This is a genomic window from Acinetobacter sp. 24-47-47, assembly GCF_057737035.1.
The window spans coordinates 1,315,430-1,336,506 of record NZ_CM173216.1 but is presented as its reverse complement, the minus strand read 5'-3'; the positions used below and the strand labels follow the sequence as shown (position 1 = coordinate 1,336,506).

Below are 21,077 nucleotides of genomic sequence, written 5' to 3'. Positions count from 1 at the left end.
ATAAATTTCTCCTTAGCTCCATGGATGACGTGGTGGTGGGACATCATTTAGAAAATAATTTCCTACAATGTTGTATTTCCAACGCACGGGATCATGCAAAGTGTGTGTTCTGGCATTGCGCCAATAACGATCTAAATTTAATTCCGATAAGGTCGAACGCGTGCCAGAAAGCTCAAATAATTTATTCGCTGCTAAAATCGCAATGTCAGTCGTTAAGACTTTTGCTTCAGCCACGAGCAATGTTGCTTCATTAATATGATCTTCGGTCGGTTCAGCAAGTGCTAAATCAATCGCTAATCCTGCCAAATCCAGAACAGCTTCAGCAGCACGCAGCTTAATTTTCAATTCACCAATATTGGCAATGGTATATGGATCTGAACTTGCTTTATCTAAACCTGAATCAATCCATGGACGTGCAAAGTTACGAACGTAATGAATCGTTTCTTGAATCGCACCACGTGCAATCCCAGCATCTACAGCAGCTTGAATAAATTGAGAAATTGCTCCAGCTGCTGTCGGTCTTACAAAAGCTTGATAAATTGGAACGATATATTTTGCATCTACTTTAACGTTGTTTAATTCGACTGATCCACTGACCGTTGTACGCTGACCAAACCCACTCCAATCATTGGTAATTTTTACACCTTCTGTCCCTTGTGGCACGATTGCAGCAAATGGTTTTCCTTCAGCATCAATCGCAACAACTGGAATGCGGTGTGCCAGTAAAGCTCCAGTCGCAAAGAATTTTTGTCCATTCACAATCCCATTGCCAGAAGCATCAAATTCGATTTTTGTGGTGAGATCGGCAACCGTCTTAGACCCTTTTTCTGAGAAAGCATTCCCCAAACGCTCTCCACCCAGTACTGCTTTAAAAAAGAATTGTTTTTGTTCTTCGGTGGCATCTAAACGGATATGCTCTAAAAACACCCAATGATTTTGTGCGATTTGACCTAGTGATGGATCAGCGCTAGAAATGGTTTTAACAACTTCAGCGAGAGTCATGTAGCTCGCTCCTGCACCGCCATATTGCTTTGGAATGTTAATTGCCCAAAGCCCTGATTGAGAGTACTTGTTAATTTCACTCAAAGGTAAACGGCGTTCATGATCACGAATGGAGGCTTCCTTTGCAAAATCTTCAGCGAGCTGTTGTGCGATTTGAATCGCTTCTTGATCTGTCTTAATCACATGCGCTGGCTGATGAATTTGGTAGAATTCTTTTGAAATTTCAGCTTCATGCAATTTTATATCTATTTGTGCGGTCATTTTATTCTCTTCAAAAAAATTGAATAAAATTAAATTAGCACTAATTATTTTAATTTTTTATACGATTATTTTATTTACTAATCTGATTTCAAACATAATCAATTCATTTATTTTTTTATTATGTATATTGCAGTTTTTCTCATTAAATAATAAGTATGATATTTCATATAATGAGAATATAAACATTTAATTATTTTATATTTTCATTATGACTAAACATATACGATTTAATGCTTTTGAAATGAATTGCATTGCACATCAGTCCCCAGGCTTATGGCGTCATCCGCTCGATCGCTCTACAGAATATAAAGATTTGGAATATTGGACTGATTTAGCAAAAATATTAGAAAAAGGTATTTTTGACGGTATTTTTCTTGCAGATGTTTTGGGTATTTATGATGTGTATCATCAATCGGCTCAACATGCTTTAAATGGTGCTGTTCAAGTTCCTGTGAATGATCCAATTCAGATTGTTCCAGCAATGGCAGCAGTCACCCAACATTTAGGCTTTGGTGTAACCACCTCTATTTCATTCGAACATCCTTATCCCTTCGCACGACGTATGAGCACATTGGATCATCTCACCAAAGGTCGCGCGGGTTGGAATATTGTGACTTCATATTTAGAAAGCGGATCTAAAAACTTAGGTTTAAAAACCCAAGTGAGTCACGACAATCGTTATGATATTGCAGATGAGTATCTGGAAGTTTTATATAAACTTTGGGAAGGTTCTTGGGAAAATGATGCGGTACGACGCGACAAAGCCGCTGGTATTTTTGCGGATCACACCAAAGTTCATCCAATCCAACATGAAGGTAAATATTTTAGCGTGCCAGGTATTCATATCTGTGAACCTTCTCCGCAACGCACACCTGTTTTATACCAAGCAGGTGCATCAAAGCGTGGACAAAAATTTGCCAGTCAAAATGCAGAATGCGTATTTATATCTGCACCAACGAAAGTTGCTGTAAAAAAGTTAGCACAAGGAATTCGCCATAATCTTATTGAAGAAGGTAAAGATCCAAACGCTGTTTTAATCTATACGATGCTTGCGATTGTGGTCGATGAAACTGATGAAAAAGCACAGGCTAAATTTACAGAGTATCAATCTTACGGTAGTTATGATGGTGGATTAACACTCGCTTCAGGGTGGTCTGGTGTAGATTTTTCACAATTCAAAGCTACAGACCAGGTTGAATATATTCATACCAATGCCATTCAGTCTATGTTGCAATCTTACGTAGAAGCAGATCCAGATAAAGTTTGGACCATTGAAGAAATTGCAAAATGGACCAGTGTAGGTGGAAACGGCCCCGTGATTGTCGGCTCACCAAGCACAGTAGCCGATCGTCTTCAAGAATGGGTGGATGAAACTGGCATTGATGGATTCAATTTGGCTTATATTTTGGCACATCAATCTTTTGAAGACGTGGTCGAATACGTCGTTCCTGAGTTACAACGTCGCGGTGTTTACCCTACTGAATATACCAAGGGGACGCTTAGAGAAAAGTTGTTTGGTCATGGACCATTACTTCCAGATGATCATCGTGGTGCTCAATACCGTAAGTCATCAACGAATGGGCTGCACACCACAACCAAAAACGCCTCACTTGAATCTGTGTAGATCCATTTAAATTCTCTAAATCTAAAAAAAGCCCCTTTCGGGGGCTTTTTTAATGCTGATGTTCTAGTTCATGGTGATATGCATCATCTTCTATCTGCAAGGTCATTTCAGTAATATGATGATCATGACTTAACATTTCAAAAGCTTGTTGATGTAAACGTTTAGGATCGACATTCGGTGCAACCAAATGAACTGTGAGCATGACTTTTTTGGATGTGATCGCCCAAACTTTGAGTTGGTGAATGTCCTTAACTCCTTCAAGCGATAATAAATCTGCACGGAGCTTTTCAATATCAATTTCATCAGGCACACCTTCGAGCAGGATGTTGACACTTTGCTTGGCAAGAATCCAAGCGCGTGGTAGAACCCAAAATCCGATCAGGACTGCAATAATCGTGTCAACGAGTACCCAACCTGTAAAATAAATAATTACAGCCCCGATGATCACACCTACAGAACCAAGTGCATCACTTAATACTTCTAGATATGCCCCTTTGACATTGAGGCTGTCTTTACTACTCGAAAAAAGAATCTTCATCGAAATTAAATTAATGATTAAGCCAATGACGGCGACTATCATCATTCCAACACTTTGAATTTCAGGCGGATTACTTAATCGATGAATCGCTTCTACCAAAATATAAATTGCAACGATAAATAACATCACCGCATTAAATAGAGCTGCCAAAATTTCAAATCGCTGGTAACCAAAAGTTCGCTTATTGTCTGCAGGCTTTTGACCAATCTTAATTGCAACCAACGCGATGGCTAAAGCGGCAGCATCAGTAAACATATGTGCAGCATCAGACAATAAAGCTAAACTTTGAGTAATAAATGCAGCAACAACTTCAATAATTAAAAATGTCGTGGTTAAGGCTAAAGCAAAAGTCAGTTTCTTTGCGTTGCCTTTACTGACTTCCACATGACTGTGATCATGATTATGCGAACTACCCATTTTATACTCCTCATCAGAAGCCTCACTTAAAATAAAGTGAGGCTTCTGATTCATATACATAATGTTATTGTTTAATTTATTGTTCTGCTTTTGCTTGATTCATCCACCTATACAATACAGGTAAAAGTAGTAGCGTCAGTATGGTGGATGAAATAATTCCACCGATAACCACTGTCGCAAGCGGTCGCTGTACTTCAGCACCCGTACCCGTAGCAAGCGCCATTGGAACAAATCCTAAAGACGCCACAAAAGCAGTCATCAGCACAGGACGTAATCGCAACATTGCACCTTGCCAAATGGCATCTTTTAAAATGTATTCACTTCTTAGCTCCTTAATAAAGGTCAACATAACCAGTCCATTCAGAACAGCGACACCTGATAAAGCGATAAAACCAATACCCGCAGACATTGAGATGGGAATATCACGTAACCATAAAAATAAGACTCCCCCCGTGAGAGCAAAGGGTACGCCCGTGAAGACCAATAAACTTTCTCTTATATTTTTGAATACAGCCATCAGCAGGATAAAAATCGTAATCAAAGCCAATGGAATCACGATAGTCATTCTAGCTTTGGCAGATGCCAAATTCTCAAACTGTCCACCATATTCAATCCAATAGCCACTCGGTAAATCATATGTCGTGAGGCTAGATTGCAACTCTTGGACAAATGAACCCAGATCTCGCCCTTCAACATTTGCCGTCACAATAATCCTACGCTTGCCATTTTCACGACTCACCTGATTCATACCATCAATATTTGAAACTGTAGCCACATCTGCCAGTCTTACTGTCCCACCATTGGGGAGTTGTATGGGTAATTGTGCAATCCCCATGACTGTCCGATCTTGATCAGTAAGTCGAATAACAAAATCAAAACGGCGGTCGCCTTGTAGAATTTCACCGACTTGTTGACCACCGATACTTGAAGCAACTAAATTTTGTATTTCACGAACCGAAAGACCATATTGCGCTGCTAAAGAACGATTTACGTCTATATTTAATAAGGGTAAACCTGAAGTCTGTTCTACTTTGACTGCGGTACTGCCACTGATTTTTTGCACAATCTTGGCAATTTTGGCAGCTTCATCGTTTAACACCTGCATATCATCGCCAAAAATTTTTATACCTATGTCACTGCGGACTCCAGAAATGAGCTCATTAAAACGCAATTCAATGGGTTGAGAAAATTCACTATTGTTGCCAGGCAAAGTCTCCAAAAAAGTTTCAATACGTGACCTTAAATCATCTAAGCTTTCTTTGGGATTCGGCCACTCTTGGCGAGGTTTCAACATGATGAATCCATCTGAGATATTGGGTGGCATCACATCTGTAGCCACTTCAGCAGTACCCGTTCGTGCGAAAACATTTTTAATTTCTGGAAAATTTTGAAGCAAAAGTTTCTCAGTCATTTCCTGCATTCTTAATGATTCTTCTAAGCTGGTACTGGGTGAACGCATTTGTTGAATAGCAAAATCACCTTCGCTTAATTGCGGTGCGAATTCACTTCCTAGACGTGTCGCCAACAACCCTGTTAAAACCAAAATACTAACTGCGAGTGTTAACATGACCATTCGATATAAATAAGTCATATCTAATGCTTTTAGATATTTTTTCTTTAACCATAACATCCATCTACTTTCAGTTTCTTTTACTTCACCTGTTACAAATAAAGCCACTGCAGCAGGAACAAAAGTAATGGATAAAATGATCGCAGCAATAAGAGCTAATACTACGGTGAGTGCCATAGGGTGAAACATTTTTGCTTCAACACCACTTAAAGCAAATATGGGCAAGTACACCACTAAAATAATCGTTTGACCAAAAATTAAAGGACGGCGCGCTTGACGAGCAGCAAGGAATACTTCTTTAAATCGCTCTGATCGTGTTAACGGTCGTCTAAACTGTTCTTGGGCATGAGCTAATCGGCGAATACAGTTTTCGACAATTACAACCGCCCCATCTACAATAATTCCGAAATCCAAAGCACCTAAACTCATAAGGTTGGCACTAATCTTTTGCTGTGCCATACCCGATAATGTAAATAACATCGAAAGTGGAATCACGCATGCTGTGATTAAAGCTGCTCGAATATTTCCCAAAAAAATGAATAAAATCACAATCACCAAAATTGCACCTTCGACTAAATTCTTTTGAACTGTCTTAATGGCTTTCTCGACTAAGGTAGTACGATCGTAAACAGTTTCAATTTTTACGCCTTCGGGCAGTGTGGTTTGGATTTCTTGAATTTTTTGATCAACCGCTTGTGCAACGCTACGGCTGTTTTCACCCATCATCATCATGGCGATGCCAAGTACGGTTTCTTCTCCATTATTGGTCGCACCACCTGTTCTAAGATCATGTCCGATCGACACTGAAGCAATATCTGAAACACGGACAGGATTTCCATTCAAGGTAACCACCGTTGTATTTTCAATATCCTTTATTGTATTCAGTGTTCCAGGAACTCGTACTGTCAGTTGTTGACCTCCATCTTCAATAAATCCTGCTCCACGATTTTCATTGTTCTCAGTGAGGACCTGTTGAAGTTGCGTCAAACTGACTTGTAATTGCTGCATACGATTCAAGTCTGGCGAAACAACATAAGTTTTATTGAATCCTCCAATAGTATTCACCTCTGCAACGCCTTTTACCCGTTGCAATTGTGGACGCACAATCCAATCTTGAATTTCCCGTAAATCCATGGCTGTGTATGAAGCACCACCAGGTTTTTTAGCCTTTGGGTCTGCTTTTAATACCCATTGATAAATTTCACCCAGTCCCGTAGATACTGGAGACATGGTAGGTGCGATATCATCAGGTAATTCGGATTGAACCTCTTGCACACGCTGATTGATTTGTTGACGTGCCCAGTAAATATCTGTGCCATCTTTGAAGATAATGGTGACCTGAGATAAACCATACCTAGAGATCGAACGTGTTAATTCAAGATCTGGTATCCCCGCCATGGCATTTTCAATTGGATAAGTAATGCGTTGCTCAACTTCGAGCGCAGTAAATCCATTGGCTTGGGTATTAATTTGAACCTGTGTATTGGTAATGTCTGGAACTGCATCAATTGGCAATTTTTGATAACTATAAACTCCAACAGCAATCCAAGCACAGGCAAACAGCATGATCCAAATCGCATGTTGAATTGAAAACTGAATAATTCGCTCAAATAGCCCTTCAGCCTTCGGCATGTCATGATTAGTGCCCATGGTCAGCTTCTCCTTTTTCTAACTCCGATTTCAGTAAGAAGCTGCCTTGATTGACATATTTTTGCCCCGTTTGAAGACCAGACTTAATTTCTGCCCATTGACCATCTGAAGACATTTCACCTACTTCAATGGGTTGTGCTTTAAAGTGGAGTTTTCCATTTTTTTGTTCTGTAACAATAAATATTGCTGATTTACCTTCGATTTGTTGCACTGCATTTTTTGCAACGCGTAATACATTCGATGCATCGGGACTTTGAAGTTCAACATTTACCATCAAATTTGGTCTTAACTCACTTGCCTTTCCTTGAACTTTGGCGCGAACAATCAAGCGGCCAGTCTGCGCATCTGCTTGCGGCGTTAACGATTGCACAACTGCTGTATACGTCTGACCTGACTGTAAAGATTTAAATTGAATATTTTGTTGTGCACGAATTTGATTACTCGCATCTGCAGGTAACACAAATTCGAGCCATAAATCTTTTAATTGTTCGATGATGAAAATCTGATCTGCAAGTTGCACATTTTCACCCACCACAATGTCTTTTTGGCTGATCACGCCCGAGATTGGCGAACGAATGGTAAAACGACCATTCGAACCTGCTGAAGCTCCTAAAGCTTGTAAACGCGCATTGGCACTTTGCACTGCGATTTGTGCTTGACGATATGCATTTTCAGCACGTTGCAAATCCTGTTTTGCGGAGATCCCCTGCGACCACATCCGTTGTTCACGTTGCATATCTTGGCGTGCCAAATCTAAATTGGATTGCGCCATTCTCAAATTCGCTTGTTGGTCAATAAGTTCTGGGACACTTAATAATGCAAGTACTTGACCTTTAGTCACTTCTTGTCCCAGTGCTACATTCACTTGCTCAACATGACCAGCAAAATTAGGGGAAATATGCGCTTGTTGATCTGTATTTACCATCAATTTTGCAGGCAAGTTTGTGTATCTCGGAATTGCACCTAATTGAGCTGATTCTATCTTGATACCATGTTCTACTAACTGTTTAGATGTGAGTTCAATCTCACCTTCTTCTGCATGATCAGCTTCTGCGCCATTCGACGTTTCAGCTTGCTCTTCACTCTCAACAATTGCTGTTTTGTTATTATCTTTAAAATAAATCCAAATCCCGATAACTACCGTCACCACAATAATGAGGGCGATGAGGAATGCTTGGTTTATTTTTCCTTGTTGTATAGATCTCATTTTATTCTGCCCCTATATTGATGAAATTTTCTGACTGTGACACAGCCTCTTTGAGTAATTGGGTATAGGCATCCGAACGACTAATTTGTTCATAACTGGTACCAATACTTAATGCCTCAGCAGCAAGTGCGGTTTGCCATGCCTCTCTTAAGAGCTGAATTTGACTGAGCCGAATGTTTTGTAATTGTGTCGTTGCTTGTTGCACCTCAGTGATTGAAAGTTTTCCATTTTTAAAACCAAGCAAAGAGCGCGTCTGTACTTTTTCAGACAAGTCTTTTTGTCTCAGTACAGCGTCATACTGCAGTTTTAAGCCACGCACCTGATGAAATAAGTTTGCAATCTCTAAAATTTGTTGTTTGAGTTCTCTTTGTTGTTGACGCTCAAGTAGAGATTGCTGGCGTTGAGCAAGCGGAATTTCGTATTGCTGACGATTAAAAATATTGAACGGAATATCGACACCCACAGATAAACTAGTATCGTTTGTCTCATTGGGCGCTTTTGTTCGCGTCATCCCTACATTCAAGTTTGGATTTGGTTTTGCTTTTACTTTAAGCTGCTCAATTCGTTGATTAGCCTGCACAACATTGAGTGCATAAAGCTTTTCTAAATAACCTGCAGAAATATAATTTTGAACATTCTGTTCAACTTGGTCAGGCCAATAAATCCGATTTGAATCAACCTTCACCTCTGCTTCAGTTTCTCCCCAGAGATTAGAAAGATTACGTTTCGCAATTTCTTTATTTAAAATGGCTTGCTGATAATTGCGTTCATTTTCTGCCGCTTCAATCTGCGCTCGTTCATACTCAACCAAGGCTATGCTTCCTGCCTGATATCGTTTTTTAGCGCTGTCTAAAGTTTCACGACTGACTTGCAGTTGAGACTTTTGAATTTGTGCTTCAGATTGCGAAATTAAAAACTGTGACCAAGCATACTTCACGATTAATTGGCTTTGTGCTTCCCACAACTTTTCTTGCAATTCATTTTGTTGCCCAGCCAAACGCGCTATATTTTTTTGAATCCGTCTTTGACCAAAAATGTCGATCGGCTGAATAATACCAAGACTCAATTCTTGATCTTGACTCGAACCAAAACCATCTCGAGAGAGATTGATAGTCGGGTTTTGCCAAAGTCCACTTTGCTTGACTGCAAGTTCTGACATTTGTTGTCGTTGCTGCCAAATCTGTTCTGATTGTTGATATTGAGACACTTGAACGAGTGCTTGTTCAAGCGAATTGACTGTCATTGCTTGAGCATTTGCACCCAAACTAAGCGAACCTAAAACCAGCCATAATCGAATAGAATGTTTTAATTTAAAAGACATGTGAATTTCCCACTAATTTAAAAATAAGTGGTGGGAAATTTTTAGGCTACCCCACCAATAGCGGGGTTAATTCAGGAGGCGGAGGGATTTTACCTAAATGAGGCGATTGATAGGCATTAATCCAAAGAAAGTGATTTTGGTAAATCTTTTCGATGTGTTGTGATGAAGGCAAATTCTCGTTTACAGCAAGAATAAACTGAGACATTGACGGCAGATGATCTTGATGATCCAAAACATCGATTTGCGCTTTTTCTTCTAGCGTCACGCTTTGATCATCACCAAGCGCGAAGCCTTTTTCAATTTGGGACTTCGGACTTTTATTTGAAAGATCGGCTTGGCAAAGTACAGGTTGATGATGACCAAAGTGAAAACTTTGTGTCGATGTTGAGTCGCTTTCATGAACACAAAAAGCCGCCGCCACATTCCAAAGGCTTTGGAACATGAACATACATGCTAAGAATGTCACAAATTTAGCCGATCTCATTTAAGCAGGCTCTCATCTTTTCTATCTGCATTTAAAACGTGATAGTGATCACCATCAAGTGAAGAGTTGTAATTCTCCATCATATTTTGATGATCGAAACCTTGATATTGAAAGAATGTACATAAGAAAAATGAATGAAAACTTAAAAATTTAGCGCTTTTAAAGCACGCTTCGAAAATGGCATCGATTTTGCAACCTAATCATACGAATTTTATTTTTTGTATTACTGAGGTGGCAACGATGAGCTATGTTGCACGAGAATTGAGTCAAAAGCATAAATTTTTGCTTGGTTTTGGATCGTTTTTAATTCCAATTTTAATCTGGTGTGCAGTGAGTTATCTGCCTTTTATTTGGCATCCCCAAGTTCAAATCACAGATTCTGGTAGCACAACATTTTTACAAGTCGATAGCCGTGTCAGTAGAGAAGTTTATTATGCTGAAGCGCAATTGGCAGTCGATCAAGGACTCCCACCACCTCGGGGAATTTTGGTCAATCCCATTTATCTACCCGCACCAGATGAAGTCGCTACAGCCTTAGTGACCGCATTTACAACGCCACCCGCTCAAGCAAATGCACCATGGTTTCATGAAAGTTTATGGCACAGCATTAAACTGGTGTTTACCGCATTTTTTATTTCTTCTTTGATTGGTATTCCTTTGGGTATTCTTTGCGGTTTTTCTCATAAAATTTCTCAATTAACTGAACCTTTTGTAGAGTTCTTTCGCTATCTGCCTGCACCAGCCTTTGGCGCTCTTGCTGTTGCGATTTTGGGCATTAATGACGCACCTAAAATTGCCATTATTGTGATTGGTACCTTATTCCAACAAATTCTGATTATTGCCAATACCACCCGTCTGGTCGACCGCAGTCTTATTGAAGCTGGATTCACCTTAGGAACCAACAAAATCAAAAGTTTATTTTATGTAGTCATCCCTGCTGCACTCCCAGAAATTTATCGAAACCTTCGTGTACTTTTAGGTTGGGCTTGGACCTATTTAATCGTTGCAGAACTCATAGGAAGTACATCCGGTATCACGTGGTTCATCACTCAACAAGCTCGCTATCAAAACTTTGACAATGTTTTCGCCGCAATTTTGATTATCGGGATGATTGGTCTGATTTGCGACGTGATTTTAATGAAACTTGGACAGCACTTATTTAAATGGAAAACGGGAGCTCGCTAATGTCTTCACTAATTCAACCCTCAGATTTTGATGCCCGCGCTTACTTTGACAAAATTTACGCTCGTCCCGTCATTTTAGAAGCGAAAAATCTCACCCAGAAATTTAGCCACGGAAAAACTGAGCGCACCATTTTAAATGCTTTAGATTTAAAAATTCATAAACGTGAATTTATCTGTGTTATTGGTCCTTCAGGATGCGGTAAGTCTACCTTTAGCCGTATTGTGGCAGGTCTTGATCCATATACCAGTGGTGAATTACTGGTAGACGGTGAAACCATCACAGGACCGAGTCCAGAGCGTGGCATGGTTTTCCAAGGCTACACACTGTTTCCATGGAAAACGGTAAAAGAAAATGTCATGTTTGGTCCACTCATGCGAGGTGCCAGCAATGCTACAGCTGAGGCGCAAGCCCGTGAATGGATCAACATTATCGGACTTGAAAAATTTGAGCAGCAATACCCTCATGAACTTTCTGGAGGGATGAAACAACGCGTTGCCATCGCTCGCGCGCTCGTGAATCAGCCAAAAATTCTCTTAATGGATGAACCCTTTGGGGCTTTAGATCCTCATACGCGTCAAAAAATGCAAAAGCATCTGATCGATCTTTGGGCCAATATCGATATCACGATTATTTTTGTGACACACGATATGGACGAGGCAATTTTACTGGCCGATCGGATTGTGGCATTGAAGGCCAATCCTGGCGAAATTAAGGAAATCATTGAGGTTGATCTACCAAGACCACGTCAGCATGAATTGATGCTCACTGAAAAATTTAAATCGTTAAGACAACGTGTAGATGCTTTGGTACATGCTGAAGAAGATGAACTTGATCCAGCACTCGCCGACTTACCTAAAATTCCAAGAATGACCAAGGTCAGTCATTCTAAATAAGGCGCTATATCCTGATCACACAAACGGTCAGGATAAAGCATACAACATCAATCCTTTTGACCACACCATTTTAAATGCAGACTTGGATTAATCACGACTTCATTTCATCACGCTCAATTCGCCCATCTACCAATTGAATGGTTCGATCACATGTAGCGGATAATCGTGGATCATGGGTCACTAACAATACCGCACAATTTTGTTGCTCATTTACTTCACGAAACAGCTCAAAGACTTCGCTCGCTGTTTGACTGTCTAGATTACCTGTAGGTTCATCAGCGAGGAGTAAAGCAGGCTGAGTGATTAAAGCTCTGGCGATTGCGACACGTTGTTGCTGCCCACCAGAAAGTTGACTGGCTTTTCGTTGTGCAAATTGACTCAATCCTACCGCTTTTAACAAATCATGTGCTCGATCCAAAGCTTGTTGATTGGGTTTGCCATGCGCCAACATTAGAGGCATCAAAACATTCTCAATAACGGTGAACGCTTGAATCAAATGATGAAACTGAAACACAAATCCAATGCTCTTCCCACGCAATTCCGTTCTTTGTTGATCTTCCATTTGACTGGTTGGTTGACCAAGTAAATAAATTTCACCACTGGTGGGTTGATCCAGCAAACCTAAAATATTTAATAACGTACTTTTACCTGAACCAGAAGGTCCAATTAACGCAGCAAAATCTTGACGATGTATGGCAAAATCAATCCCATGCAGCACTTCAATTTCATTGGGTTGTCCAATGTTATAAGACTTTTTCAAAGCCTCTAAACGCAGTACTTCATCATGATTAGACATGACGGATTGCCTCCACAGGATCTAAACGCGCTGCACGACGGGCAGGAATCGCCGCTGCAATTAAACCGCTCAATGTTGCAAGTAATAAAGCTGATCCAATCAAATAAGGTGAAATTGGAATGTAAAATAATCCTGGACCAAATTCATTAAATGACCAAACCAATGCATAACTGGTCAGGATTCCGACAATAGAACCAAGTAAGCCGAAAATCGCACCTTGAATGAGAAAGATTATCAAAATCTGTTCTCGGCTCGCACCTGTCGCACGCAAGATTCCGATCTCACGTGTACGCTGTACCACTGTAATGGAGAGTACGCTGGCGATCGCAAATGCAACAGATATTCCAACAAATATAATAATCATATTGGTTGAAAGACTTTGCGCTGAAATCGCATTCATCAATTGCGCATTACTTTCAATCCAACTTTCAGCTTTTAATCCAGTGAGACGATGAATTTGCGTTGCGACCTGATCTGCGGAGAAAATATCAGAAATACGAAGATCAATAATGGTAACCCCACCCGGCAAACCCAATAAAGACTGTGCCCGCTTTAGATCGATATACATATAGCGTGAGTCTAGTTCTTTGACCCCGAGTTCAAAAATACCCGTTACATTCATGACGGCGTTAATATCTTGACCGTTATCAACGCGAATTTTACTGCCTACGCGCACACCAAGGTCTTTGGCCAACTCACTTCCGATGAGTACATCATCTGCTTTTAAACGAAGCTGACCAGTTTTTAGATACTCTTGCAAAGGTACAATACGTTGATACCGTGGTAAATCAATCCCCATAATCGCAACTGACTGAATCGCTTCCCCCCGTTTTACCAGTGCAGGCCCTGAAACCATGGGAGAAACGGCATTGAGCGTCTTGATATTGTCTAGATTTTCAAGAACTTCTTGCCAGTTATTGATCGACTTGAGTCTTTGAGCCCTTTGATCTTCATGGATGATGTGTGCTACGCCCTCAGGCACTTTAACGACGCGATTGACCTCATCTGGTGCATGTAAACTAATATGTGCCTGAGTACCCAACGTACGCTCAATCAAATTGGACTGAAGCCCCTGAATTAATGCACTAATAAAGACAATAACGGCAACACCAATAGCAACACCACCAATAATCATCAGTGTTTGACTGCGACCCTCGCGTAAAAACCCAACAGCGATGAGCCAATTGGTCCATAAACGCTTCATCTTCAAAGTGCTTGTACCTGCTTAGTTCTGACACGCTGATCCGCTTTTACTTGATCAGGCTTTATAACGACCTGATCATTGTGATCCAACCCTGATAAGATTTCAGACATGGCAGTCCCACGCAACCCTAATTTTACAGATTGACGTTGGACCTTGCCCTCTCTTACCACCATAACTTCAGCTTGCGTGGTTGAAGGGTCAATAAGCGCGTCATTGGCTATTACTTTGGTTTTATTTCGACGTGCTGTTTCGACATTCACTGAGACTGTCATATCTTGCTTCAAAAAATTGGGTACAGAGTTCACCGCCAATTTGACTTCAACCGTACCACGTTGAGGATCAATATTAGGTGCAATAAAGTTAACTTCAGCTGGAAATGCTTGCTCTGGATAAGCATCTGCAATCACTACCGCTTTTTGACCCAATTTCAGATAAGGTAAATTTTGCTCATCCACCGCCACTTTAATTTGCGTTGGACTATCAACTGCGACTGTAAAGAGCACCTTTCCAGGTTGAATCGCATCCCCTTTTTCGACTTCACGCGTCAAGATCGTACCCGATACTTGTGCCCGAATTTCACTTTTTGCCAATTGGGCACGTAGTGCATTTAATCTTTCACTTAAGGTTTTTTCTTCCACTTGACCTGGAGCAAGGCTTTGCGCCTTCAGTTTTGCCGCAGATAATTGATTTCTCGCTAAGCGTTCAGCTTCTAAGGCTTGTTCTTTTTCCTCTACAGAAAGCACTCCCGGTTCCGTTTGCTGACGACGTCTTGCTTCGCGACTGGCTTGTTGTAATTGGAATTCTGCCGTTTTCAATTCAACCTGCGCTTGTGGATAGCGAATTTTCCGCAATTCCTCTAGCGCAACTTCTGCTTCACGGACTTGTGCTTTTAAATCATCAGATTGAATAATTAACAGTACATCTCCTGCTGCTATTCGTTGACCTTCTTGCACGCGTCGCTCAATCACCACACCCGAAATTTCACTCCCAATTTCACTACGTGCTACATTTTCAGCACGACCTGAAGCGACCACTGTTTGAATCAGTGGTTTTTCTTCGATTAGGTAAGTTTCGACTACAGGACCTTGCCACCAACGGAAAATGAAATATATCCCACCCATCGAAATGAGCAGAATGAGAATCCACCATTTTCGTTGTTTTAAAATACGCAAAGCTTTATCTCCCAATAGGCCTACTTCGGTTTATATTGTCGAGTACAGTAAGCTCTTAAAATATCTGGTGAGCGCTTGTGAAGATGCTTGGTATTCCGCCCCGCAACACGTTTACGCCACATTTCAAAACTACTTTTTTTTAATTGTTGTCGCATCAATCGAATGACTGCACTTTCGTTTAATCCGTATTCCAGCAGAATGGCTTCGAAGGGTGTCCGATCTTCCCACGCCATTTCAATAATTCTGGAAATATCAGCTGTTGTATACAACGCACATGATCCTTTTTCATTCGCATCAAACGTTGATGTTAAGCGTTCATTCGTGAAAAATATGTGATTTTTTGTTGATTTATAGACACTTCATACACGCTAACGCATTCATTGTATAAAACGATTGATTTTATGATTTTAATCCGTTTCCCAGTTTTTCCATTTTTATCTATTCTTAATCCATACAAGGTAGGCAACTCTGTTGCTCTACCGACCAATCATTCAGTCCAACTTTGTGCCCAGTGCAAGCCCCTCTGCACTGGGCTTTTTTTATTTAAATGATTCAACCAATTTTGGATAAATCAGCCCATCAATATCTAGTTTTACCGTATAAACTCCATTTTCAAGATTAAACTTATTGACATGATAAGTTGATCCATAAATAGAATCTAAAGTTGAAGAGCGTTTAAATACCTTTTGATTTGCCTCAAGATCCAACAAATGTGTGCCTTGAATAAATTGTTCATATTGCTCAGGTTCTACACCAACACGCTTAGACATAATCATCAAAGCATCGTTTCTCGTCCCAGGGTCTTGAATAAATTTGACGGTTCGATCCCATACTTGAAGCACTTTTTTCCACTCTGCTTGATGCCTAGATAAATGCGTCATATTTACCGTCAACGTATCATAGATCAATCCTGGTTTATCTTGAGAACTATAGATGATTTTGGACCCAGCTACGCTTTTTAAAGCTTGATTTGCTACAGGTTGCCATACAGCGATGGCATCCACATCTGGGCTGCTAAACACTTGGGGTAATTCGTTGGTTGCTGCATTAATCAGTTTGATTTCATTGGCTGATATATTTTGATCTGAAAGTGCGGTATTCAATAAATTATGATCGACCAGCCCTTTTTCGACTGCAATCGTTTTACCCTTAAGATCTGCCACACTATGAATGCCCTCTTTTGCAAGAATGACATCATTCCCTGATGAATAATCAGTTGCTAAAATCATAATGCCCCGCGTTCCACCTGAGGCAATGACCAAATTATCCCCATGAGAAACAGAAACCGCATCCAATTGGTTTGCTGCAAAAGCATTCATAGAGGCTGAATAATCAAACCATTTAAACTCTACGTTTAATCCAGCTTCTTTAAACCACCCTTTCTCAATAGCAACTTGCCATGCCACCCATCCTGGCCAATCACTGTAACCAATCCGAATCGGTTGCATTGATTTTTCGGCTTGAGCATGTTGACTTGGTTCTGGAATTTTTGCGGTTTTATCACAACCCACGAATAACAGTGCAGTTCCAATGACTCCCCAGACTATCGTTTTCATTGCACCACCTCACCAATGCTCGTGCACTTAAATTTAGTATTGGTAAAATTTGAGGCTTGAATATAATCACGCCATCCACCAAAGTGACTGATATCAAGTGCATCTGCTAAAGCATGGTTTTCACATATAAAGCCTTTCACCCATGTTCCATCAATGAGTTGGACATTGCCAATACCAAGTGGTGCTGGGACTTCAGCAACAATGTCACCGAACAATGCTCTTGGTACATCCCACACTTCCACTTCAATAGAATGACCTGATGTATCTCGTTGTAGCCCCGGCTTAGGTGGCTGAGTATTTTTTAAAGCAAATAGTTTGTAATACGGCGCAGTACGCGTTTTTTTAACCAAGGTGGCTTGTCTGCTCGTTAACTGAAAATTCAGCGGCATGCCTGTAAGATGTGCTCCCACCACTGCCAATTTAACGGTGTGCTCAGATCCTATTGATTTATGAATTTGATAGCCTTGCTTTGACGTTGCTAAATTTAATCCTGAAGTCGCTTGCCATTGCTGACCGAAGTGTGCCAAAGCTTGATCCATCCAAGCGCCAGCAACTAAAGTGATACCACTTGGCAAACCATCATCACGGATGACATTTGGGAGTGCCAATGCTGATAAATCAGCAAAATTAACAAAATTCGTATAAGCCCCCATATGCGAATTCTTTTGGATCGGATCTGCTTCAACATCTGCAATGCGATAAATCGTAGGTGCGGTAGGCACCATCAACGCATCATAATTTTCTAATTGAAGATTAATATGTCTAGCCCATTCTGCACGCTGATACTCATCTTGCATCACGTCTACAGCATTGAATTGATCAGCTTGATCAATAATTTGCTTAATTACCGGATGACATTGCTCACGTCGAACTTTGTGTTCGACGGCATGCGTACGCTCCGCAACCCATGAGCGGTTATACAATGCAGCAGCCAATTGATTAAATACTGTGAAATCAATCTCTTCAACTTGAAATCCGAGCGATTTCATTCGAGTAATGGCTGTTTGAAATGCTTGCTCACTTTGAGTATCACCATAAAATTCTAAGTGATCTGGGATTGCAATCTTGCCCTTCGAAAATTGTGTCGGGACTGTTCTCGGATGCTGTCTTGAATAAGCATCGGTCGCATCATAACCTTGCATCAATTGCGCTACCGTCCAAGCATCATCTACTTGAGTTGCAAAAATTGAGATCACATCAATACTTCGACATGCAGGGATTAAACCTGTCGCTGAAAACCAGCCTTTGGTTGGTTTGAGTCCGACAATATTATTGAAACCCGCGGGAACTCTGCCAGAACCTGCTGTATCAGTACCGAGGGCGAATGGTACATACCCATTTGCTACTGCAACCGCTGAGCCAGAGCTTGATCCACCGCTAATATAATCCGGATTGAAACTGTTTTTTACAGCCCCATAGGGTGAACGCACGCCAACCAATCCCGTGGCAAATTGATCTAGATTGGTCTTGCCCACCACGATTGCACCAGCAGATTTAAGCTTAGCCACGACGGTTGCATCTTGCGTTGCTAAATAAGCCGCATCTGGGCACGCCGCAGTGGTATAGAATCCAGCAACATCAATATTGTCTTTGACAGCAAATGGCACGCCATATAACGGAAGATCAGCAATATCCTGATGGGCCAATGCATCAATCTGCGCCTGTATTTGCTCGGCACTGGCTATTGAAATCCAAGCGTGATCATCATTGGAGAATTCAGCAACATAACGCTTCAAATCATTCAGTTGAATAGTTTGATTTGCATAAGCCTGTTGCCAATCTTGTATAGTCCATAATGTCTGCACGGCGGTGCTCCTTATACGTGTTCCGAATTTTGAGGAATAGGTGGCATGACTGCATCCATCAGCTCTAAATGCCCCTTAATTACCCCTTTTAATGCTTTAAATTGCTCACTGATGGCTTTTAGGTCACTGCTGACCCCTTGCATCAACATCACCTGCATGACTTTGTCATCATCTAATTGGATATGTAGTGAACTAATCACCTGAGTCAAAAACTGTTGCTGTAAATCTATAAGCTGTGTTCTTAATGGCTTTAAACTGACGTCATACAATAAGGTTAAAGTACCGACCATGACTTCATTTCGGCTAACAAGGTCATTGATCAAATGGTGGTTAATCATGTCAACAATAGCTTGAGATCGGCTTTCATAATGTTGATCTACAATTTTTTGATCCATAGCCTGCAATGTATTTTCAGGTAAAGTGATGCTGATCCGCGCCAGCTTCTGTTTAGGCACGTTTGAGCTCCTTAGGTGTTTGAGATTGTTGTAGGTGTAAACCCGCACGGACACTCATCAGTTCAATGAAGAATTGAAGGATGGGATGCTTCGATTGTTTGGATTGATTTGTCGTCATCTGCAGCACCTCTAGGTATTACAAAAAAAAGAATTGGTAATACTTGGTAAATGCAGAAAACGTGCCAAAACTTTTCTTGTGATATATAAAAGAGAGCTAGAAAAAAATTCGTCGGAAAGATTCAAAAATGTGCATGAATCAAAATTGTGCACTTGATTTGTTCAATGTTCAGAAATGCAAAAAGACCGCCTTTCTGGAGATAGACGGTCAACTCGAATGGTTATTATTTTGTCTTCTTGTTCTAATGAAATACTTTACTGAATATCAGTGACGAACTCCTCACGCGGAATACGGAATTTCTTCAATCCAATTAACCAATCTTTTTCTGAGTTACGGCGACCTAGTGCCAATAGCACCACAGACTTTAAGCCTTTTTCTTTTAAACCTAATAATTCATCCAGACCATCTTTATCAAAACCTTCCATTGGCGTTGCATCTACACCTAACTCAGCTGCTGCCGCAATTGCCATACCAAAACCAATATGAGCCTGTTTTGCAGTATGGTGGTATTGCTGCTCTTCAGTAAACGTCGAGAACAGGTTCTTTAAGTTTTGCACCACATCCATGGTCGTATCTAAAGGTAAATGACGCTCACGATTCATTGCGTTATAGCGTTCATCGATACGCTCGTCTGGAATCGTATCCCAAGCCGTAAATACCAAAAGATGCGAGGACTGGGTAATTTGCGGTTGATTCAATGCAACTGGTGAAATTTTCTCTTTAAGTTCTTGGTTGCTGATCGAGATAATATGGAACGGTTGTAAGCCCGCTGAGGTCGGTGCTAAACGCGCAGCTTCAAGAATTTGATCGACTAATTCTTGCGGTAGTTTTTCACCAGTCATTTGTTTGGTTGCATAACGCCACTGTAAAGCTTCTAATAATTTCATGTATTTACCTATAATGTTTAAATGTGAATATTTTTAATTCTTTAAGCGTATAAACTCGCCAATATTGATTTGAGTGATTGGCTTGGACGACCTAAAAGTTGTTCTAAATCTTGGCTTTGAACTTCATACTGTCGATGTTTAATATCTACGACTGTGCCATGTGTGAGATAGATCAGAAATTCGGGCAAACCGATTCTTTTTAAGAACTGTTGATAGGCTTCTTCAGTGAGATCGTGATATTCCACTGGTATTGTTTTGAGTTGACTTAGCTCATCAGCAATATCTTGATAACTATAAGCTTGGCTGCCGACTAACTCATAAACCTTGTTCTCATGATCATTTTGAATTAAGGCATTTGCTATTGCTTCTCCTAACTCTGCCCTTAGCACATAAGGCACTTTTCCCGCTCCTCCAGAGAGCTGGATGCCTGTATCGATGACCCTTTCACCAATAATTTGTGGAATCGCTTCTGCATACATGGTGTTGCGTAGGAGTGTATATTTCAGTCCGCTTGCTTTGAGATAATCTTCAGTTTGAAAATGACTGATCATCAAGTCCTTCACCGCTGAATTTTCAATATTTTGAATGGATAAACCTGTGTAATACACATGTTGAACACCTGCTTCACGCGCAGCATCGATGACATTCTTATGTTGTTCAAAGCGATTCATTTCCATCGTTGAAATAAGAAGTAGCTTGTCGACACGCTGAAAGGCTTTGATCAAACTTTCAGGTTGATTGAAATCTCCTTCACGGACTTCAATATGTTCATTGACATAAGGTTTGGCTTTTTCTAAGTTTCTCGCCAATATAGCAAATTCATTGTTTTGTAGCTGTTGCTTTAATTGTTGCACTACGCTTCGCCCTAAATGGCCAGTAGCACCAGTAACTAAAATCATTCAATAACCTTGGATTATTTTTGCAATGATGTA

The 21,077-nt window shown here is 40.6% G+C and carries 19 protein-coding genes; 3 read left to right on the top strand and 16 right to left on the bottom strand.

The features are described 5' to 3' along the window. Positions 1-12: 12 nt before the first annotated feature. The gene (locus AC1M9E_RS06200; RefSeq protein ID WP_488225151.1) at positions 13-1,263 is read right to left on the bottom strand and encodes an SfnB family sulfur acquisition oxidoreductase; all 1,251 of its coding nucleotides are present in this window, start codon (positions 1,261-1,263) and stop codon (positions 13-15) included. A gap of 208 nt (positions 1,264-1,471) precedes the next feature. Here AC1M9E_RS06200 and AC1M9E_RS06195 point away from each other — a divergent pair, with 208 nt between their 5' ends. Further along, positions 1,472-2,887 (top strand): LLM class flavin-dependent oxidoreductase, encoded by a 1,416-nt coding sequence (locus AC1M9E_RS06195; RefSeq protein WP_481607453.1) that lies wholly within the window; start codon positions 1,472-1,474, stop codon positions 2,885-2,887. 49 nt (positions 2,888-2,936) lie between these two features. Here AC1M9E_RS06195 and AC1M9E_RS06190 read toward each other — a convergent pair whose 3' ends face one another. The 5 genes from AC1M9E_RS06190 to AC1M9E_RS06170 all read right to left on the bottom strand — a co-directional run bounded on the left by AC1M9E_RS06190 (position 2,937) and on the right by AC1M9E_RS06170 (position 10,074). Continuing rightward, positions 2,937-3,842 (bottom strand): cation diffusion facilitator family transporter, encoded by a 906-nt coding sequence (locus AC1M9E_RS06190; protein ID WP_481607454.1) that lies wholly within the window; start codon positions 3,840-3,842, stop codon positions 2,937-2,939. Between the two features lie 76 nt (positions 3,843-3,918). Beyond that, positions 3,919-7,062: an efflux RND transporter permease subunit gene (locus AC1M9E_RS06185; protein ID WP_488225150.1), complete on the bottom strand. Its 3,144-nt coding sequence runs from the start codon at positions 7,060-7,062 to the stop codon at positions 3,919-3,921. Next, a complete protein-coding gene (locus AC1M9E_RS06180) occupies positions 7,052-8,269 on the bottom strand; it encodes an efflux RND transporter periplasmic adaptor subunit (protein ID WP_481607456.1) in 1,218 nt (405 codons plus the stop codon). Before AC1M9E_RS06180 ends, AC1M9E_RS06185 begins: the two co-directional genes overlap by 11 nt. Before the next feature lies 1 nt (position 8,270). After that, the gene (locus AC1M9E_RS06175; protein ID WP_481607457.1) at positions 8,271-9,590 is read right to left on the bottom strand and encodes a TolC family protein; all 1,320 of its coding nucleotides are present in this window, start codon (positions 9,588-9,590) and stop codon (positions 8,271-8,273) included. Positions 9,591-9,636: 46 nt separating this feature from the next. Continuing rightward, positions 9,637-10,074, bottom strand: a complete 438-nt coding sequence (locus AC1M9E_RS06170; protein WP_481607458.1) for a cation efflux protein, CzcI-like — start codon at positions 10,072-10,074, stop codon at positions 9,637-9,639. 240 nt (positions 10,075-10,314) lie between these two features. Here AC1M9E_RS06170 and AC1M9E_RS06165 point away from each other — a divergent pair, with 240 nt between their 5' ends. Then, positions 10,315-11,259 (top strand): ABC transporter permease, encoded by a 945-nt coding sequence (locus AC1M9E_RS06165; protein ID WP_488225149.1) that lies wholly within the window; start codon positions 10,315-10,317, stop codon positions 11,257-11,259. Further along, positions 11,259-12,152, top strand: coding sequence for an ABC transporter ATP-binding protein (locus tag AC1M9E_RS06160; RefSeq protein ID WP_035263830.1), 894 nt, complete (start codon positions 11,259-11,261; stop codon positions 12,150-12,152). The genes AC1M9E_RS06165 and AC1M9E_RS06160 overlap by 1 nt, the downstream gene beginning before the upstream one ends. Before the next feature lie 91 nt (positions 12,153-12,243). On the opposite strand, the gene AC1M9E_RS06155 is transcribed toward AC1M9E_RS06160, so the two are convergent. From AC1M9E_RS06155 to AC1M9E_RS06110, 10 genes are all read right to left on the bottom strand, one after another. Next, positions 12,244-12,948 carry an ABC transporter ATP-binding protein gene (locus AC1M9E_RS06155; protein WP_481595391.1) on the bottom strand — a complete coding sequence of 235 codons (705 nt, stop codon included), beginning with the start codon at positions 12,946-12,948 and terminating at the stop codon, positions 12,244-12,246. Continuing rightward, on the bottom strand, positions 12,941-14,152 hold the full coding sequence (locus AC1M9E_RS06150) for an ABC transporter permease (RefSeq protein ID WP_481595392.1): 1,212 nt from the start codon (positions 14,150-14,152) through the stop codon (positions 12,941-12,943). Before AC1M9E_RS06150 ends, AC1M9E_RS06155 begins: the two co-directional genes overlap by 8 nt. A 2-nt stretch (positions 14,153-14,154) precedes the next feature. Then, entirely contained in the window at positions 14,155-15,324 is a 1,170-nt protein-coding gene (locus AC1M9E_RS06145; RefSeq protein WP_481608443.1) for an efflux RND transporter periplasmic adaptor subunit, read from the bottom strand. A gap of 20 nt (positions 15,325-15,344) precedes the next feature. Further along, complete coding sequence (locus AC1M9E_RS06140) at positions 15,345-15,557, bottom strand: TIGR03643 family protein (protein WP_051586492.1); 213 nt, start codon at positions 15,555-15,557, stop codon at positions 15,345-15,347. A 306-nt stretch (positions 15,558-15,863) separates the two neighbouring features. Continuing rightward, a complete protein-coding gene (locus AC1M9E_RS06135) occupies positions 15,864-16,880 on the bottom strand; it encodes an ABC transporter substrate-binding protein (RefSeq protein ID WP_481595395.1) in 1,017 nt (338 codons plus the stop codon). After that, positions 16,877-18,685, bottom strand: a complete 1,809-nt coding sequence (gene atzF / locus AC1M9E_RS06130) for an allophanate hydrolase (RefSeq protein WP_488225148.1) — start codon at positions 18,683-18,685, stop codon at positions 16,877-16,879. Before atzF ends, AC1M9E_RS06135 begins: the two co-directional genes overlap by 4 nt. Before the next feature lie 11 nt (positions 18,686-18,696). Further along, the gene (locus AC1M9E_RS06125) at positions 18,697-19,140 is read right to left on the bottom strand and encodes a CopG family ribbon-helix-helix protein (protein WP_035263841.1); all 444 of its coding nucleotides are present in this window, start codon (positions 19,138-19,140) and stop codon (positions 18,697-18,699) included. After that, positions 19,133-19,258 carry a hypothetical protein gene (locus AC1M9E_RS06120; protein WP_488225147.1) on the bottom strand — a complete coding sequence of 42 codons (126 nt, stop codon included), beginning with the start codon at positions 19,256-19,258 and terminating at the stop codon, positions 19,133-19,135. Before AC1M9E_RS06120 ends, AC1M9E_RS06125 begins: the two co-directional genes overlap by 8 nt. A gap of 254 nt (positions 19,259-19,512) precedes the next feature. Then, on the bottom strand, positions 19,513-20,145 hold the full coding sequence (locus tag AC1M9E_RS06115) for a nitroreductase family protein (protein WP_488225146.1): 633 nt from the start codon (positions 20,143-20,145) through the stop codon (positions 19,513-19,515). Between the two features lie 41 nt (positions 20,146-20,186). Next, positions 20,187-21,044 carry an SDR family oxidoreductase gene (locus AC1M9E_RS06110; RefSeq protein ID WP_488225145.1) on the bottom strand — a complete coding sequence of 286 codons (858 nt, stop codon included), beginning with the start codon at positions 21,042-21,044 and terminating at the stop codon, positions 20,187-20,189. Positions 21,045-21,077: the final 33 nt, after the last annotated feature.